The 15,459-nt window shown below is 74.4% G+C and carries 15 protein-coding genes; 6 read left to right on the forward strand and 9 right to left on the reverse strand.

Annotated elements, in window-relative coordinates:
- The first annotated feature begins 59 nt into the window (after window positions 1–59).
- The 3 genes from A3Q37_RS18595 to A3Q37_RS18605 all read left to right on the forward strand — a co-directional run bounded on the left by A3Q37_RS18595 (window position 60) and on the right by A3Q37_RS18605 (window position 2,809).
- Window positions 60–797 (forward strand): TetR/AcrR family transcriptional regulator, encoded by a 738-nt coding sequence (locus A3Q37_RS18595; protein ID WP_065485935.1) that lies wholly within the window; start codon window positions 60–62, stop codon window positions 795–797.
- Between the two features lie 114 nt (window positions 798–911).
- Window positions 912–2,147, forward strand: a complete 1,236-nt coding sequence (locus A3Q37_RS18600; protein WP_065486258.1) for a sensor histidine kinase — start codon at window positions 912–914, stop codon at window positions 2,145–2,147.
- Window positions 2,144–2,809 (forward strand): response regulator transcription factor, encoded by a 666-nt coding sequence (locus tag A3Q37_RS18605; RefSeq protein WP_065485939.1) that lies wholly within the window; start codon window positions 2,144–2,146, stop codon window positions 2,807–2,809. Before A3Q37_RS18600 ends, A3Q37_RS18605 begins: the two co-directional genes overlap by 4 nt.
- 12 nt (window positions 2,810–2,821) lie before the next feature.
- Here the strand turns inward: A3Q37_RS18605 and A3Q37_RS18610 are convergent, their stop codons facing one another.
- A complete protein-coding gene (locus A3Q37_RS18610) occupies window positions 2,822–3,574 on the reverse strand; it encodes a maleylpyruvate isomerase family mycothiol-dependent enzyme (protein ID WP_065485943.1) in 753 nt (250 codons plus the stop codon).
- 99 nt (window positions 3,575–3,673) lie between these two features.
- Window positions 3,674–4,804: an MFS transporter gene (locus tag A3Q37_RS18615; RefSeq protein ID WP_065485948.1), complete on the reverse strand. Its 1,131-nt coding sequence runs from the start codon at window positions 4,802–4,804 to the stop codon at window positions 3,674–3,676.
- A gap of 239 nt (window positions 4,805–5,043) precedes the next feature.
- Between A3Q37_RS18615 and A3Q37_RS18620 the strand changes: the two genes are divergently transcribed.
- Window positions 5,044–6,258 (forward strand): ROK family protein, encoded by a 1,215-nt coding sequence (locus A3Q37_RS18620; protein ID WP_065485954.1) that lies wholly within the window; start codon window positions 5,044–5,046, stop codon window positions 6,256–6,258.
- 154 nt (window positions 6,259–6,412) lie between these two features.
- Complete coding sequence (locus tag A3Q37_RS18625; RefSeq protein ID WP_065485959.1) at window positions 6,413–6,706, forward strand: SHOCT domain-containing protein; 294 nt, start codon at window positions 6,413–6,415, stop codon at window positions 6,704–6,706.
- A 56-nt stretch (window positions 6,707–6,762) separates the two neighbouring features.
- Here A3Q37_RS18625 and A3Q37_RS18630 read toward each other — a convergent pair whose 3' ends face one another.
- Both A3Q37_RS18630 and A3Q37_RS18635 read right to left on the reverse strand, forming a co-directional pair.
- Entirely contained in the window at window positions 6,763–7,281 is a 519-nt protein-coding gene (locus A3Q37_RS18630) for an ATP-binding protein (protein ID WP_006122603.1), read from the reverse strand.
- Between the two features lie 326 nt (window positions 7,282–7,607).
- Window positions 7,608–7,925: a hypothetical protein gene (locus tag A3Q37_RS18635; RefSeq protein WP_065486259.1), complete on the reverse strand. Its 318-nt coding sequence runs from the start codon at window positions 7,923–7,925 to the stop codon at window positions 7,608–7,610.
- Between the two features lie 235 nt (window positions 7,926–8,160).
- Here A3Q37_RS18635 and A3Q37_RS18640 point away from each other — a divergent pair, with 235 nt between their 5' ends.
- Entirely contained in the window at window positions 8,161–9,294 is a 1,134-nt protein-coding gene (locus A3Q37_RS18640; protein ID WP_065485964.1) for a PLP-dependent cysteine synthase family protein, read from the forward strand.
- A gap of 46 nt (window positions 9,295–9,340) precedes the next feature.
- Here A3Q37_RS18640 and A3Q37_RS18645 read toward each other — a convergent pair whose 3' ends face one another.
- The 5 genes from A3Q37_RS18645 to A3Q37_RS18665 all read right to left on the reverse strand — a co-directional run bounded on the left by A3Q37_RS18645 (window position 9,341) and on the right by A3Q37_RS18665 (window position 15,220).
- Window positions 9,341–9,820: an SRPBCC family protein gene (locus A3Q37_RS18645; RefSeq protein WP_065485966.1), complete on the reverse strand. Its 480-nt coding sequence runs from the start codon at window positions 9,818–9,820 to the stop codon at window positions 9,341–9,343.
- Window positions 9,821–9,891: 71 nt separating this feature from the next.
- Window positions 9,892–11,457, reverse strand: a complete 1,566-nt coding sequence (locus tag A3Q37_RS18650) for an SDR family oxidoreductase (protein WP_065485968.1) — start codon at window positions 11,455–11,457, stop codon at window positions 9,892–9,894.
- 265 nt (window positions 11,458–11,722) lie between these two features.
- Window positions 11,723–13,738: a hypothetical protein gene (locus tag A3Q37_RS18655; RefSeq protein ID WP_065485970.1), complete on the reverse strand. Its 2,016-nt coding sequence runs from the start codon at window positions 13,736–13,738 to the stop codon at window positions 11,723–11,725.
- An 88-nt stretch (window positions 13,739–13,826) separates the two neighbouring features.
- Window positions 13,827–14,279 (reverse strand): SRPBCC family protein, encoded by a 453-nt coding sequence (locus tag A3Q37_RS18660; protein ID WP_065485972.1) that lies wholly within the window; start codon window positions 14,277–14,279, stop codon window positions 13,827–13,829.
- Between the two features lie 80 nt (window positions 14,280–14,359).
- Window positions 14,360–15,220 carry a DeoR/GlpR family DNA-binding transcription regulator gene (locus A3Q37_RS18665; protein WP_065485974.1) on the reverse strand — a complete coding sequence of 287 codons (861 nt, stop codon included), beginning with the start codon at window positions 15,218–15,220 and terminating at the stop codon, window positions 14,360–14,362.
- Window positions 15,221–15,459 lie beyond the last annotated feature (239 nt).

The following is a 15,459-nucleotide window of genomic DNA, read 5'->3' on the forward strand; positions in this document are numbered from 1 at the left end:
AAGCAAGAGCGCTGCTCTCGTTCTTGGTCGGTGCTCCATTCGCATGGCAGACTGATCGCATGAGCACCATCCGAGGGGCCAGGGAACGTGCCCGTATCGAAGTGACCGCGGCGATCAAGGACGAGGCCAGGAAGCAGCTCGCCGAGGAGGGTGCGCCGAAGCTCTCGCTGCGGGCCGTCGCCCGGGAGCTGGGCATGGTCTCCTCCGCGCTCTACCGCTACTTCCCCAGCCGCGACGACCTGCTCACCGCGCTGATCGTCGACGCGTTCGACGCGATCGGCGCGGCCGCGGAGCAAGCGGCGGCGGAGCAAGCCAGGACGGAACCGGCGGCGGAGGAGCAGGCGTCGGCGGAGGTGCCGCCCGCCGAGCGCTGGGTCGCCGTCGCCTGTGCCGTACGGGAATGGGCGCTCGCCCACCCCCATGAGTACGCCCTGATCTACGGCTCACCCGTCCCCGGCTACATCGCCCCGATGGACACGGTCGGGCCCGCGGCACGCGTGGGCCTGGTCCTCATCGACATCGTCCGCGGCGCGTACCGGGCCGGCGACCTCACCCTGCCGCCGCTCGCGGACGGGCTGCGCGCCGACGCGGAGCGGATGGCCGCCGACTTCGCCGAGGGCGTCCCGCCCGAGGCCGTGGCCGCTCTGGTCGCCGCCTGGGCGCAGCTGTTCGGCCTGATCTCCTTCGAGCTGTTCGGCCAGTTCAACCGGGTCGTCGAGGAACGCGAGGCGCTGTTCCGGCAGGCCGCAGGAGAGCTGGCCCGCTCGGTGGGCCTGCGCGCCGCCGGTACGGCCTGACGGGCCGGGCGCGCCGCCCTTCCGGCTCTCCGGTGGCGTACTCCCCACGGAGTACGGGTGATCACCACGCACGGCGGACGCCTCCCCGCCCGCCCGCCGTCTAGCGTGGCCGCCATGGACGAACTGCAACCGCCGCACCGGGGCGGGCCGCCGTGGCTGTCCGGCGCGCGCTCGCGGACCGCCGCCGGGCTGCCCTGGGTGTCGACGGCCGTGCTCCTGGTGTTCGTCATGGTCGGTACGGGCTTCGCCGAGGAAGGGCAGGGCCGTCGGCCCCTGGACCTGGCGGCCCGGCTGCTGCTGTTCGTCGCGGTCGGCGTGCTGCTCCTGCGGCGTCGCCGGCCCGTGGTCGCCGTGGTCACGACCTGCGCGGCGACCCTGGTCTACCTCGCGGCGGGCTATCCGTACGGCCCGGTGTTCGCCGCCGTCGCCATCGGCTGCTTCAGTGCGATCGTGACCGGACACCGCAAGGCCGCCTGGTGGTCGCTGGGCGGGCTGTGGGCCGGGCACGTCCTGGTCTCCCACTGGCTCTACCGCTGGCTGCCGCCGGACGGCGACGGGCCCGCGCCCTGGACGCAGGAGGGCTTCGTCACCGCCTGGGTCGTCGCCGTCGTGGCCGCCGCCGAACTGCTGCGGGTACGCCGCGAGCAGTGGGCGGCCGTACGGGCGGAGCGCGAGGCGGCGGAGCGTCGCCGGGCCGACGAGGAGCGGCTGCGCATGGCCCGCGAACTCCACGATGTGCTGGCCCACTCCATCTCCGTCATCAACGTGCAGGCCGGGGTCGGGCTCGCGCTGCTCGACTCCGACCCCGAACAGGCCCGCACCGCCCTCACCACGATCAAGGGGGCCAGCAAGGAGGCGCTCGACGAGGTACGCCAGGTGCTCGCCAACCTCCGTACGCCCGGCGACGCCCCGACCTCCCCCGCCCCCGGCCTCGACCGGCTGCCGGAACTCGTCGAACAGGCCGCGGCCGCCGGACTCACCGTCACCGTCGAGAGCGAGGGCGACCCGGCCGCCGTTCCGCCAGGCGCCGGGCTCGCCGCCTTCCGCATCGTCCAGGAAGCCCTGACCAACGTCGTCCGCCACTCCGGCTCCCGTACCGCCGAGGTGCGCATCGGCTACGGCTCCGGGCGCGTCCGCCTCCGTATCGACGACGCGGGACCGGCCACCGGCGGCGACGCGGGCGGCAGCGGCAACGGACTCGTCGGGATGCGGGAGCGGGCCGCCGCCCTCGGTGGCACGATCGAGGCGGGCCCGCGCCCGGACGGCGGCTTCCGGGTCCTGGCCGAACTGCCGTTCACCGCCCCGGACCGCGACCGACGCCCGCCCGAGCCTCCCGAGGAGACGATGTGATCCGCGTAACTCTCGCCGACGACCAGCTCCTCGTACGGGCGGGCTTCCGCGCCCTGCTGGACGCGCAGCCCGACATCGAGGTCGCCGGGGAGGCCGCCGACGGCGAGGAGGCCGTCCGCCTGGTCCGCGAACTGCGCCCCGACATCGTGCTGATGGACATCCGCATGCCCCGCCTGGACGGCCTTGCCGCCACCCGGCGGATCACCGGCGATCCGGAGCTGAACGAGGTGAAGGTGGTCATGCTCACCACCTTCGAACTCGACGAGTACGTCTTCGAGGCCCTCCGTAACGGAGCCTCGGGCTTCCTGGTCAAGGACACCGAACCGGAGGAACTGCTGCGCGCGGTACGGGCGGTGGTCGGCGGGGACGCGCTGCTCTCCCCGGGCGTCACGCGCCGGCTGATCGCGGAGTTCGCGGCCCGCTCCAAGGAACCGACCGCCGCCGCCTCGCTCGCCCTGCTCACCGAACGGGAGCGGGAGGTGATGGCGCTCGTCGGCATCGGCCTGTCGAACGAGGAGATCGCCCGCCGACTGGTCGTCAGCCCGCTCACCGCGAAGACCCACGTCAGCCGCACGATGGTCAAGCTGGGGGCCCGGGACCGGGCCCAGCTCGTCGTCCTCGCCTACGAGTCGGGGCTGGTGCGCCCCGGCTGGCTCGGCTGAGCCGGCCCGTCCCTACCAGGTCACGGCGGAGTTGTCCGTCCAGAGCCTGGCCACCGCGCGGTCGCCGCGCAGGGTGACGGCGGTGAGCGGCAGCCGGTTCCAGAGGACGAGGTGAAGCCCCTCCGCCGTACCGCTCAGCTCGCAGTCGACCTCTTCCGCGTTCCCCTCGCCCGCCGTGCGCACGGTCTGCGGCGGGTCCTCGGAGATCCGCACCGTCCAGGTCGCCGTCGTGTCCACGGTCCGTACCCGCAGGGTGCGCGGCTTGTCCGAGCGGACCCGGCTCTTGGGGCGGGCGTGGAAGCCGGTGAGCAGTTCGTCGATGCCGTCGACGGCCCGGTCCGCGGAGACCGGGGTCAGTGGGCCGCCGAGCGCCGACTCCGCGTCCACCCGGTGCACGGTCGTCTCGTGCAGCTGACGGCGGGACCAGAACGCCAGCGGTGAGGGGGCCGGAAGGAAGGTCCAGCACTCCAGGTCGGCGGGCGCCTCCTCCAGGGACCGGACCAGATGGCGGTGCCCCTCGCGGAACCAGGCCAGGAGTTCGGCCCCGTCGAGGTCGGGCTCGCCGCCGTCGGGGTGGTAGGCGGTGTGCCCCTCGGTGATGAACGCCGCCGCCCACCGGTGCACCATGCCCGTGTGCCGCAGCAGATGGCGTATCTGCCAGCCGGGGCAGGTCGGGACGGACGCTCCCGGACCCGCCTGCTCGGCGGCCGCCGCGAGCAGCCGCCCCTCCTCGGACAACGACGCGATGTGCTCGGTGATCTGCATGGCGGCGATTGTGCCAGGGCCGCGCGGGGCCCGGCCGGGTGCGGCGGCCGGGCGGTCGGCGCCTGGCCGGGGCCGGTTGCTCCCTCGGCCGGGCGGGCGTCAGCCGGGCGTGCTCGTCGTGGCGTTGCGGGCCGCGTAGCCCAGGGCAGCGGCCGCCGCGGCCAGCAGGGCGACCGTGGTCAGGGCCACCGGCAGCGAGAACCAGTCGGCGAGGAAGCCGATCGCGGGCGGGCCGAGCAGCATCCCGCCGTAGCCGAGCGTCGAGGCGGCGGCGACCCCGCTGGGACCGGCCAGTTCGCCCGCGCGCCCCACGGCGACGGGGAAGATGTTGGCGAGCCCGAGTCCGGTGACCGCGAAACCCGCCAGCGCCAGCCAGGCGGTCGGCGCCAGCGAACCCAGCAGCATTCCGGCCGCGGCCGTCGCCCCGCCGAGGACCAGGGTGCGGGTCTGGCCGAGCCGTTCCAGGAGCAGGGTTCCGGTCAGCCGGCCCGCCGTCATCGTCAGGGCGAACAGCGCGTATCCGGCGGCGGCGAGCCCGGGGTGCGCGTCCAGGTCCTGTTCCAGGTGGAGCGCGCCCCAGTCGGCCAGGGCCCCTTCCCCGTACGCCGTGCACAGGGCGATCACGCCGAAGAGCACGACGATCCGGCGGGCCCGGGGCGACAGCCGCTGCTTCGGCTCGCTAGGGCCTTTCGTTTGGATCATGTCGGGGGCCGGGCGGTGGCGGAGTAGGGCGGGTCCGGCGAACGCGGTGACCAGCAGGCCGATCCCGGCCAGCAGGAACAGATGGGTCGAGGCGGAGAGACCGCCCGCGACCAGGCCGCCGAGTCCGGCGCCGACCATCCCGCCCAGGCTGAACGCCGCGTGGAAGCTCGGCATCACGGGCCGGCGCAGCGCGGCGACCAGATCGACGGCGGCGCTGTTCATCGCCACGTTCATCCCGCCGTACGCGGCTCCGAACACCAGCAGCACGAGGCCGAGGGAGAGCGCCGAGTGGGTCTGGGCGGGCAGCGCGATGCTCAGGGGGAGGAGGACGCCGCAGGCCACGGTGACGGCGTGGCTGCCGTAACGGCGGCAGAGCCGGCCGGTGAGCATCATGGTGATCACCGCACCGGCGGAGACACCGAGCAGGGCGAGGCCGAGGGTGGAGGCGGAGGCTCCGGTCTGCTGCTTGATGGCCGGAATACGGACCACCCAGCCGGCGAAGAGGAACCCGTCGAGGGCGAAGAACACGGTCAGCGCGGTACGGAGGCGGGCCGACGAGGGTGGGGCGGTGTCTCCGCCAGGTCCCCCCGGTAGGGCCGTCCGCAGTTTGTTTAGTTGCGGCACAAATTCAGCATAGGGGCGCTCCGGCGGCCGACGCAACACCGCTGCACACCGCCTGCTCCGGGGGCACTGCCGTGGCCGGAACGGGATCCCCGGACCGGCCCTGGGCGTCCGGGAAGCCCCCGGATCATGGGAGACTCGCCCCCATGAACGGCAAGGCGACCACCACCCGGACCAAGCTGGAGAGGGGCCGCAGCGCGCTCGGGCCCGCACTGGAACTGGTCCACACCGGACGCGCCCCCACCCGGGCCGTCCTCACCTCCGAACTCGGCGTCACCCGCGCCACCGCCGGGGCGGTCGCCGCGGAACTGGAGGCGCTCGGGCTGATCCGGGTCGACTCCAGCCCCGGGTCGGCGGCCGGTTCCCAGGGCCGCCCCTCGCACCGGCTGTCCGTCCTGGAGACCGGCCCCGTCGTCCTCGCCGCCCAGGTGCACGCCGACGGCTTCCGGGCCGCGCTCGTCGGGCTCGGCGGCCGGATCGTCGCCACCTCGCCCGGCTGTGTCGCGGTGATGGCCGACCCCGCGCAGGTGCTCGGCGAGGTCGTGGAAGCGGGGGCCGAACTGCTCCGCGCGAGCGGGCTGCGCTGCGTCGGCGCCGGACTCGCCGTGCCGTCGGCGGTCGCCGAACCGGAGGGCACCGCCCTCAACCCGCTGCACATCGCCTGGCCCGCCGGCTCCCCGGTCCGGGACATCTTCGCCGCCTGCGTACGCCGGGCGGGCATCACCGGACCCGCGTTCACCGGCAACGACGTCAACCTCACCGCGCTGGCCGAGCACCGGCACGGCGCGGGGCGGGGCGCCCAGCACCTGCTGTGCGTGGCCACCGGACACCGGGGCGTCGGCGGGGCCCTCGTGCTCGACGGCCGCCTGCACAGCGGGAGTTCGGGCCTCGCCCTGGAGGTGGGCCATCTCACCGTGAACCCCGAGGGCCGGCCCTGCCACTGCGGCGGGCGCGGCTGCCTCGACGTGGAGACCGACCCGCTGGCCTTCCTCACCACCGCCCACCGCGAGCCCGGCCCCGAGGAGTCCCTCCTCAAGCAGGCCGGGAACCTGCTCCGCACGGAGTACGACGACCCGGCGGTGCGGCAGGCCGCCGAAGCGCTGATCGACCGGCTGGGGCTGGGACTCGCCGGGCTGGTCAACATCCTCAACCCCGACCGCATCATCCTCGGCGGCCTCCACCGCGACCTGCTGGAGGCGGACCCGGAGCGGCTGCGCGCCGTCGTCGCCGACCGCAGCCTGTGGGGGCGCAGCGGCAGCGTGCCGATCCTGCCCTGCACCCTGGCCCACAACAGTCTGGTGGGCGCCGCCGAACTGGCCTGGCAGCCGGTCCTCGACGACCCGCTCGCCGCCCTGGCCTGACCGGCCGCCGGGCGGTCATCGCGCCGGGAGGCGTGCTCCCGCCGCAGTACGCGCACGGCCGCCTCGTGTACGACGCCCCGAGGCCCCTCGTCCGGGCAGGCTCGAAAGCGACCGGAAGGCATCACGCCATCCGCGAACGAGGGAGCTGACCGAGATGAACACCCTGGCGCACACCGGCGGACCCGGCCCCTGGGTCCTGCTCTTCCCGCTCTTCTGGGCGGCGGTCGTCATCGGGATCGTCACCCTGCTGCGCCGCACCGTCTGGCGCGGGCGCAGGGGTCCGTGGGCGGCTGCCCGCACCCCGCAGGGCGCCCCCGGCCCGTCCTCGCCGATCGCGCTGCTCGGCCGTCGATTCGCCGCGGGGGAGATCGACGAGGACGAGTACTGGCGCCGACTGTCCGTGCTGGACGAGCAGTTCGGCCGGACCGCGGGCGGCGGCCCGGCGTGACCCCGTCACCGCGGTCCCGCCCGGTGGGCCTGCGCCCGCCGGGCGGGACTGCCCCGTCAGCCGACGACGGCCGACCGGGCGGGCAGGGCCGCGATGTCGTCGGGCGTGATGGTCACGGCCCCGAACGGCCCGTCGGTCATCGACCCGTAGACCGCGAGCGGCGGCAGGGTCGAGGCGCCGGTGACCGCCGGCAGGGTGAACCAGACGGCCTTCCCGGCCGAGCCGATCGGCCGCACGCCCCAGCTCTCGCTGACGGCGGCGATCAGCGCCAGACCCCGGCCCGACGTGGCGAACGAGTCCGCCTCGTTCACCGTGGGCAGACGCGGATCGTGGTCGTGGACGGAGACCGTCAGACGGTCGAGCAGCAGCTCGATGTCGACGGTGCATGACTTGTCCGGCTGTGCGTGCCGGTGAACGTTGGTGAGAAGCTCGGTGACGCCCAGGGCCGCCTGGTCGATCAGAGGATCGAGATGCCAGTAGCGCAGTTGCGCCGAGATGATTCTGCGGACTTGACCGATCCGCGACGGCAGGGCCTGGAGCTCCACCGTGCAGTGCCTGCTTGGCTCGCTGATCACGGCTGCGACTCCCCGAAATAGGTCCGGAAGAAGAGAAGAGACACGAACGGGCCCGGCGGACGACTGACTGCCGGATCCGCTCTGCTCTTGTCGTGTCTGCTCGTGTCGCGCGACCCGGTCCGTGGAGCGGATCGCTCTGTCACCGAGGCTGCACCTTCAGTGACGTGGATCCAGCGTGGCCCAGGGGCTGTGGCTCCGCAACTCGCGACGGAACCCGACGGGCCGGGACCCGGTCGCCGTGCGCGTACCGGCAGGCCGGTGAACCGGAACGCCGACGTCCGTACCGGCGGGCCCGGGGCCCCGCCCGCCGTGGACGTACAGCCGGCTCAGTCCCGGTGGCCGCGCGCGCTGCGCAGCGTCTCCAGGAAGCGCCGCAGCGGAGCCGCCCCGTCGCGTCTGCGGTTGCGCTGCCCCATCGTCAACCGGTAGCGCACCCCGTTCACCCGGGCGATGACGGAATCCGCCGCGATGAACCACCACTTGCGGGCGCTGACCGTGCCCACCGGGGCGCTGTCGATCTCCCGCCCGTTGCTCGTGAGGAGGGACAGCCGGCCGTCCTTCACCACCACCTGACCGGCCCTGGTCAGCGACCGGGTGAACCGTTCGATCCTGACCCCCGACGCACTGAACTCGACGTCCGCCATCGCGGATTCGCCCCCCTTCGTCACTGCTCCTGCTGTTGCAGTGTGCCCGGACACGGGCCGGACCGCCAGAGGGCCCGGAAGCCCGGTGCGCGGCCGCCCGCACCGCCCGTCACAGCCGCCCCGCAGGCGGCGCTCAAAGGCAGCGCTATGGGCCATCAAAGTGACCGTTTGTGCAGGTGGGATGCATATCGTGGGAGGTGCGAGCACCGGATCGACGACCAACAGGAGCAGGCCCATGGAGACCAGAGAACACACCGTCGGGGGCGGGGCCAGGGCGACCGTGGACGTCGACCGCAGCGACCCGGAGTACCGGACCTGGCTGAAGGAGGCCGTCCGCAAGGTCCAGGCCGACGCGAACCGCTCCGCCGACACCCATCTCCTGCGCTTCCCGCTGCCCGAGGCGTGGGGCATCGACCTGTACCTCAAGGACGAGTCGACGCACCCCACCGGCAGCCTCAAGCACCGCCTGGCCCGCTCGCTCTTCCTGTACGGGCTCTGCAACGGCTGGATCCGGCCGGGCAAGCCGGTCATCGAGGCGTCCAGCGGCTCGACCGCCGTGTCGGAGGCGTACTTCGCCAAGCTGATCGGCGTCCCGTTCATCGCCGTGATGCCGCGCACCACCAGCCCCGAGAAGTGCCGCCTCATCGAATTCCACGGCGGGCAGTGCCACTTCGTGGACGACTCGCGCACCATGTACGAACAGTCCGCGGCGCTCGCCGCCGAGACCGGCGGACACTACATGGACCAGTTCACCTACGCGGAGCGCGCCACCGACTGGCGCGGCAACAACAACATCGCGGAGTCGATCTACCAGCAGCTGCGCCTGGAGCGCTACCCGGAACCCGCCTGGATCGTCGCCACCGCCGGGACCGGCGGCACCTCGGCGACCATCGCCCGCTACGTCCACTACCTCCAGCACGACACCCGCATCTGCGTGCCCGACCCGGAGAACTCCTGTTTCTTCGACGGCTGGACCCACCACGACCCGCACGCCACCAGCGACCGCGGCTCCCGCATCGAGGGCATCGGCCGCCCGCGCATGGAACCCAGCTTCGTGCCCGGCGCCATCGACCGGATGATGAAGGTGCCCGACGCCGCCAGCGTCGCCGCCGTCCGCGCCCTGGAGCGTGCCATCGGCCGCAAGGCGGGCGGCTCCACGGGCACCGGACTGTGGAGCGCGTTCAAGCTGATCGCGGAGATGGTGGCGCGCGGCGAGCAGGGGAGCGTCGTCACGCTGCTGTGCGACCCGGGCGACCGCTACCTGGACAAGTACTACTCCGACTCCTGGCTGGAGGAACAGGGCCTGGACATCTCTCCGTACGCCGCCGCCATCGACGACTTCCTCGCCACCGGCACCTGGCCCTGCTGAGAACCCGCGCCCGGCCTGGCTCTGCTGAGGGCCCGCCCCGTCCCGCTCAGGGCGTCGTCGTCGCCAGCCGGGCGTCCAGGCGGCGCACGGCGTCCCGGAAGGACCGGCCCACCCCGGCCCGGCCCAGGCTCAGCACCAGACGGAACAGCCCCGTCCCGTCGGCGGCGAAGGTCCACTGCACCCGGGTGCCCGACCCCTCCGGGGTGAGCCGCCACTCCTCCAACAGGGCCCGCAGACCGGGTGCGTTGGTCTCGTCGACCCGGTAGGCGTAACAGCTGCCCGGCTCGGTGGCGACGACCGTCTCACGGAAGCGGACCCCGCCCCGCAGCCGCACCTCCCGGCCCGCGCCCGCCTCGGTGGGCGTGGCCCGGGTGACGGCGGTGAACCAGGACGGCCAGGACGCCACATCGTCGGCGAGCGCGCGGTACACCACGTCCGGCGGCGCGGACACCTCGGCGGCGAACACCAGCCGCATCGGCGCCGAGTCGACGAACTCCCTTCCCACGGTACGGAGTCGGCGTGCCATCCCGTGCACCTCCCGGCGGTCCGCGGTGTGCGGTGTGTGGTCTGTGGAGCGCACACCTAGCGGCCGATTCGTCAGTTGTCTGTACCACTGACGGGCACCGGTCCGCGCCGCTTCTCCTCCGCCACGGCCGCTTCGGCGATGTTGCGCGCCATCCCGCCGAACACCACCGAGTGGAAGGGCCACACGCTCCACCAGTACGCGTGCCCGAACAGCCCGCGCGGATGGAACAGCGCGCGCTGCCCGTACATCGTGCGGCCCCGCTCGTCGCGGCGCACCGACAGCTCCAGCCAGGCCAGCCCCGGTACCCGCATCTCGGCCCGCAGCCGCAGCAGTTCGCCGGGCACGATCTCCTCCACCCGCCAGAAGTCCAGCGAGTCGCCCACCCGCAGATGCTGGGCGTCCCGGCGGCCGCGCCGCAGCCCCACCCCGCCGACGAGCCGGTCCAGCCAGCCCCGTACCGCCCAGGCCAGTGGGAAGGAGTACCAGCCGTTCTCCCCGCCGATGCCCTCGATCACCCGCCACAGCGCCTCGGGCCCGACCGGCACGGCCATCTCCCGCTCGTCCCGGTAGAGGCTGCCGCCCGCCCAGTCCGGGTCGGTGGGCAGCGGGTCGCTCGGCGCGCCCGGCACCGCCGCGTTGGACCAGCGGGTGTCGACCCGCGCCTCCTGGATCCGCTTCAGGGCCAGCCGCAGCGCCCGGTCGAAACCGATGGCCCCGTCCGGCGGATCGGGGACGTACTCCTTGATGTCGTGCTCCGCGCAGACCACCTCGTGGCGCAGCGACTCCGTGAGCGGCCGGGCGATGGAGCTGGGCACCGGGGTGACCAGACCGACCCAGCGGCTGGAGAGCGTCGGGGTCAGCACCGGCACCGGCAGGATCAGCCGCCGCCGCAGCCCCGCCACCGCCGCGTAGCGCTGCATCATGTCCCGGTACGTCATGACGTCCGGGCCCCCGATGTCGAACGCCCGGTTCACCTCGGGCGGCAGCGTCGCACACCCCACCAGATAGCGGATCACGTCCCGGACGGCCACCGGCTGGATCCGGGTCCGTACCCAGCTCGGGGTGATCATCAGCGGCAGCCGCTCCGTGAGATACCGCAGCATCTCGAACGAGGCGGACCCCGAGCCGATGACGATCGCCGCGCGCAGCACCGCCGTCGGCACCCCGGAGTCCAGCAGGATGTGCCCCACCTCGGCCCGCGAACGCAGATGCGGCGACAGCTCCTTCTCCGGCACCCCGGTCGGGGTCAGCCCGCCCAGATACACGATCCGGCGCACCCCCGCCGCCCGCGCCTGCTCGCCGAAGGTCCGGGCCGCCCTGCGGTCGGTCTCCTCGAAGGACGAACCGGTGCCGAGCGCGTGCACCAGGTAGTACGCCACGTCGACGCCCCGCATCGCCTCCGCCAGGGAGCCGGCGTCGGTGACATCGCCGCGCACCACCTCGACGCGGTCCGCCCACGGGTAGTCGCGCAGCTTCTGCGGCGTCCTGGCCAGGGCGCGCACCCGGTGCCCGGAGTCGAGCAGGGCGGGCACCAGGCGACCGCCGATGTAACCGGTGGCCCCGGTCACCAGACAGCGCGGGGCCGATCCGTCGGGGAGTTCCGCGCTGCCGCCGGGGCCTTCCTCAAGATCCGTCACCTGTCCGAGTGTGACACCGGACGGCCCCCGCTACCGTTCGGGGACTCCGTACGGCGGCATCGATCCCGCCGGTACGGTGACGGCCCCGGCTCCCGGCCCAGGCCCCCGACTCCGGCTCCGGCTCCGGCTCGGCCCCGGCTCTCGGCTCCGGCTTGACCTCGGCTCCGGCTCCCGGCCCGGGCTCCCGACTCGGCCGCGCCCCCGGCCCCCGGCCCTCGCGCCGGCCTCAGCGCACCGCCGTGAGCGTCCTGCCCTCGCGCCGGCCTCAGCGCACCGCCGTCAGCCTCCCGCCCTCGCGCAGCGACGCCGTCAGCTCCACGTCGGCGTCCCGGGGCGCCCGCACCGCGAACGTCGGCCCGCCCGCCGCGCCCTTCACCGCCCCGCTCGCCTCGATACGGGTCACCGCCCGGCTCCCCGCGGCCAGGACGTACCACCGGCCCGAGGCCGCCTTCCAGTGCGTGCCCGCCAGGACGTGCTGCCCGAACCTGCTGCACAGGGCCGTGTCGTCGCGGTCGGCGACCACCGCGGCCGGTTCCGTGGGCGAGGCGGCAGGGGCGAGGAACTGCACCAGGACCCGGCCGGGGCCCCGCCAGGTGTCGGCCCGGGTGCACAGCCAGTCGGCCGACGCGCGGCCCTCGGGCAGCTTCTGCTCGGCGAACGCCCAGTTGTTGACCGCCCGCACACCGGAGCCCGCCAGCGTCCGCAGGGAACACGCCGTACGCGCCCAGGCGAGCAGCGCCTCCGTGCCCGTCGCCTCACGTGGTTGCCGGGCCGGCGCGCCCCGCCCCGGCTTCGGCGTGTACGTCAGATGCGCGGGGGCCAGATCGCCCAGGTCCGTCACCAGGAACGCGTGGTTCTCCACGATCCGCTCGGAGGACCGCAGTTGGAGCACCGGCCACGTCTCGCACGCGCCGCCCGCGGCGGGCCGGGGCACCGCGGCGGTCACCCCGTCCGGGTCCACCTCCAGCGGCCTTCCGGGCGTGTCCGGCGCCAGCAGGTCCCGGGTGGTCGACGCGTCGATCCAGGGGGCGAGCAGGAACCGCGCGCCGTCCCCCGTACGGCTGACGACGACCGCCGCACCCGTCGTCACGTCCGCGTCGTCCGTCCTGGCGAAGTCGAGCGCCGCCCCGCCGGACCCGGACAGCGGCTCCGCGTACCGCACCACCCGGACCCCGCCGTCGTGGAACAGCACCACCGCCGCCCCGTCCACCTCACCCGCGAACAGCAGCCGGGGCGGCTGCGCGGGCGGCACCGTGACCGTGCCCGGCGTCGTGGACACCCGGACCGCATCCGGCGGCCCCGCCCAGGCCCGCAGCGCCCGGCCGAGCAGCCCGTCGTCGTCCGTGCGCCCGCCCCTGGCCGGCCAGGCGGTGAAGTCGACGCGCGAGGTGTCCGCCCACCGCTCCGCCGCCGTCCGCATCAGCTCCGCCGGATCGAGCACCGGCGCGAACACACCCGCCGGGGCCCGGTCCTCGCCCCCGCCCCGCGCCCCCTCCTCGACGGCGACCGCCAGGCCCCCCGCCACCACGCACAGCACCGCCGCCAGCCCCGCCGCCCGCACCCGGTGCCTGCGCCGCAGCAGATCGCTCGGGCGGGTCTGGACCGTGCACGGGTCGAACTCGCCGGACCTGAGCATCGCCCGCGCCCCGGCCCGGTCCGGCCGCCCCAGCCGGGCCGCCCGGCGCACCGCGTCCGCCGGATCGGCCACCCCCGCCCCGGCCAGCAGCTCCCGGACCCCGGACTCGTCGAGCCCTTCCAGCAGATGCAGCGCGAACGCGGCCCGGACCGGCCCGTCCACCGCGGACAGCGCCCGGTCCAGGGCCAGTTCGTCGACGCCGCCCGCCCGAGGGAAGAGCCGCAGCCCCCACACCACCGGCAGGGCCGGACGCAGCGAGGCCGGCGCCGGGAGCCGACCGGGCCACCAGCGGGGCCGCCGCTCGTGCGCCAGCGCCGCCCGCAGCACCCGCTGGCGCACCCACCCGTAAGCCGAGTGCGCGGGGTTCCGGTCCGAGGCGCCCTCCCCGCCCGCCGGAGCGCCGGTCCGGCGGGACTGGGCCGGAACGCGCGGGGCCGACGCCTTGCTCCCGGCCGCGGGCAGGGCCCGCTGGACGACGGCGTGGGCGGTCAGGACCCGGCGGTGCCGGCCGAGCGTCGGCGGCAGCACGACGTAGGCGAGCCGCACCAGGCGCGGGTAGTGCTCCACGAGGGCGGCCTCGGCCTGCTCCACGCCGGTGCGGTCGCTGCGTACGTCGGTCCGCTGCTGCGGTTGATGGATCGGCATGAAATGGGTGCCTTCCGGGGCCGTGGCGGGGTGTCATACCGACAAACGAGTCAATCGTGTGACGGTCACATCACCCGTACGCGGCGCGTCACCCGTGAGCGTCACCGGGGGAGGCGAGCAGGGAGTCCAGGGCCTTGCCGAACACCCGTCGTCCGGCGGAGGCGAGCAGCGGGTCGCCCCACCGGGGCACCAGCCGCACCCGCAGCTCCTCGACCCAGACCACATGGGAACCGGAATCCGTGGGCAGCACGTCGATCGAGGCCCGGCCCAACACCACGGCGCCCCGTTTCTCCAGCTGGCAGACCCCGGCCCGGCCTCCTGCCGGCGGCGTCCACCGCACCACTTCCATCGGATCGTCGAACGCCAGCGGGCCCAGCCCCGTACGCGCCACGAAGACCGTGCCGAGCCGCGAGGGAAGGCCCGTCGGGACCGAGATCGAGGTCAACGGCACCTGCGCGGCGTGCCGTTCCCAGTCGGTCACCCGACGCCAGGCCTCGGCGGCGGGGAGAGGGGAGAAGCGCTCGATCCGGAAGACGGCCACACCGCGATCCTAGGGGGTATCGCGCACACCACGGGCCGAGCGGAATCCCGCCCGGCCGAACGTCATTCGTGGTGCCGCCGTCAGCCCTCGGTGACGGGCGAGCCGTCGGCGGTCGCGGCGGGGGCGTCGCCCGCCACCAGCAGACCCGGCAGATGCTCCTCGATCTCCGCGCGCAGCTCCGGAGCCAGGCCCGCGTCCGTCACCAGCGTGTCGACCTCCTCCAGCGCGGCGAACGAACTCAGGCCCACCGTGCCCCACTTGGTGTGGTCGGCCACCACCACGATCCGGCGCGCCGCCCGCACGAAACGGCGGTTGGTCTCCGCCTCCGCGAGATTGGGCGTCGAGAGCCCCGCCTCCGCCGAGATCCCGTGCACACCGAGGAACAGCACATCGAAGTGGAGGGAGTCGATGGCCCGGTCCGCGACCGGCCCGACCAGCGAGTCCGAGGGGGTGCGCACCCCGCCCGTCAGCACCACCGTCGCCGCCCCGGGCCGGGCCCCGCGCCCCCCGGCCGGACGCTGCGCGTCGTGGAAGACGTCGGCGACCCGCACCGAGTTGGTCACCACCGTCAGATCCGGCACGTCCAGCAGATGCCGGGCCAGCGCGAAGGTCGTCGTCCCGCCCGAGAGCGCGATGGCGCTGCCGGGCACCGCCAGCGCCGCCGCCGCCCGGGCGATGTCCTCCTTGGCGCTCGGCTCCAGCACCGACTTCGCCTCGAACCCGGGCTCGTGCGTACTCGCCTCGACGACCGGGACCGCGCCGCCGTGGACCTTCTCGATGACACCCTGGCGGGCCAGCGCGTCCAGATCCCGGCGGATCGTCATGTCGGAGACGTTCAGCTTGCGGGTCAGCTCGTTGACCCGGACCCCGCCACGCCTGCGCACCTCGTCGAGGATCAGCGCACGGCGCTGCTCCGCGAGCAGGTTCTGATTCTCGCTCAACGCCGGGTCCGGTCCTTCCCTCTGCCGTACCGTCCGCAGCGGTCTGCGGGCCACGCTCATCCTGCCACGCAGGCATGTCCCGCGTATCACCTGGGGAGATTCCGTGAGACCGCTCACGCGGCCGCCCCGGACCGGGAATCGTGGCTCCGGGCGGTCCGCCGCTTCCCGTTGCCCGCCCCGCCCGCATCCGTTCCCGCCGTGCCGCTTCCCGCTGTGCCGCTCGCCCGAGAAAGAGTCGC

This window comes from Streptomyces sp. PTY087I2 (assembly GCF_001687325.1).
In the GTDB taxonomy this organism is placed as follows: Bacteria; Actinomycetota; Actinomycetes; order Streptomycetales; family Streptomycetaceae; genus Streptomyces.

What these genes read in the sequence shown, in the direction of transcription:
- A3Q37_RS18635 (WP_065486259.1), bottom strand. Translation starts at nt 7,925, where the DNA reads ATGGCGGACGTCGAGTTCAGTGCGTCGGGGGTCAGGATCGAACGGTTC.
- A3Q37_RS18600 (WP_065486258.1), top strand. Translation starts at nt 912, where the DNA reads ATGGACGAACTGCAACCGCCGCACCGGGGCGGGCCGCCGTGGCTGTCC.
- A3Q37_RS18620 (WP_065485954.1), top strand. Translation starts at nt 5,044, where the DNA reads ATGAACGGCAAGGCGACCACCACCCGGACCAAGCTGGAGAGGGGCCGC.
- A3Q37_RS18655 (WP_065485970.1), bottom strand. Translation starts at nt 13,738, where the DNA reads ATGCCGATCCATCAACCGCAGCAGCGGACCGACGTACGCAGCGACCGC.
- A3Q37_RS18640 (WP_065485964.1), top strand. Translation starts at nt 8,161, where the DNA reads ATGGAGACCAGAGAACACACCGTCGGGGGCGGGGCCAGGGCGACCGTG.
- A3Q37_RS18625 (WP_065485959.1), top strand. Translation starts at nt 6,413, where the DNA reads ATGAACACCCTGGCGCACACCGGCGGACCCGGCCCCTGGGTCCTGCTC.
- A3Q37_RS18610 (WP_065485943.1), bottom strand. Translation starts at nt 3,574, where the DNA reads ATGCAGATCACCGAGCACATCGCGTCGTTGTCCGAGGAGGGGCGGCTG.
- A3Q37_RS18645 (WP_065485966.1), bottom strand. Translation starts at nt 9,820, where the DNA reads ATGGCACGCCGACTCCGTACCGTGGGAAGGGAGTTCGTCGACTCGGCG.
- A3Q37_RS18595 (WP_065485935.1), top strand. Translation starts at nt 60, where the DNA reads ATGAGCACCATCCGAGGGGCCAGGGAACGTGCCCGTATCGAAGTGACC.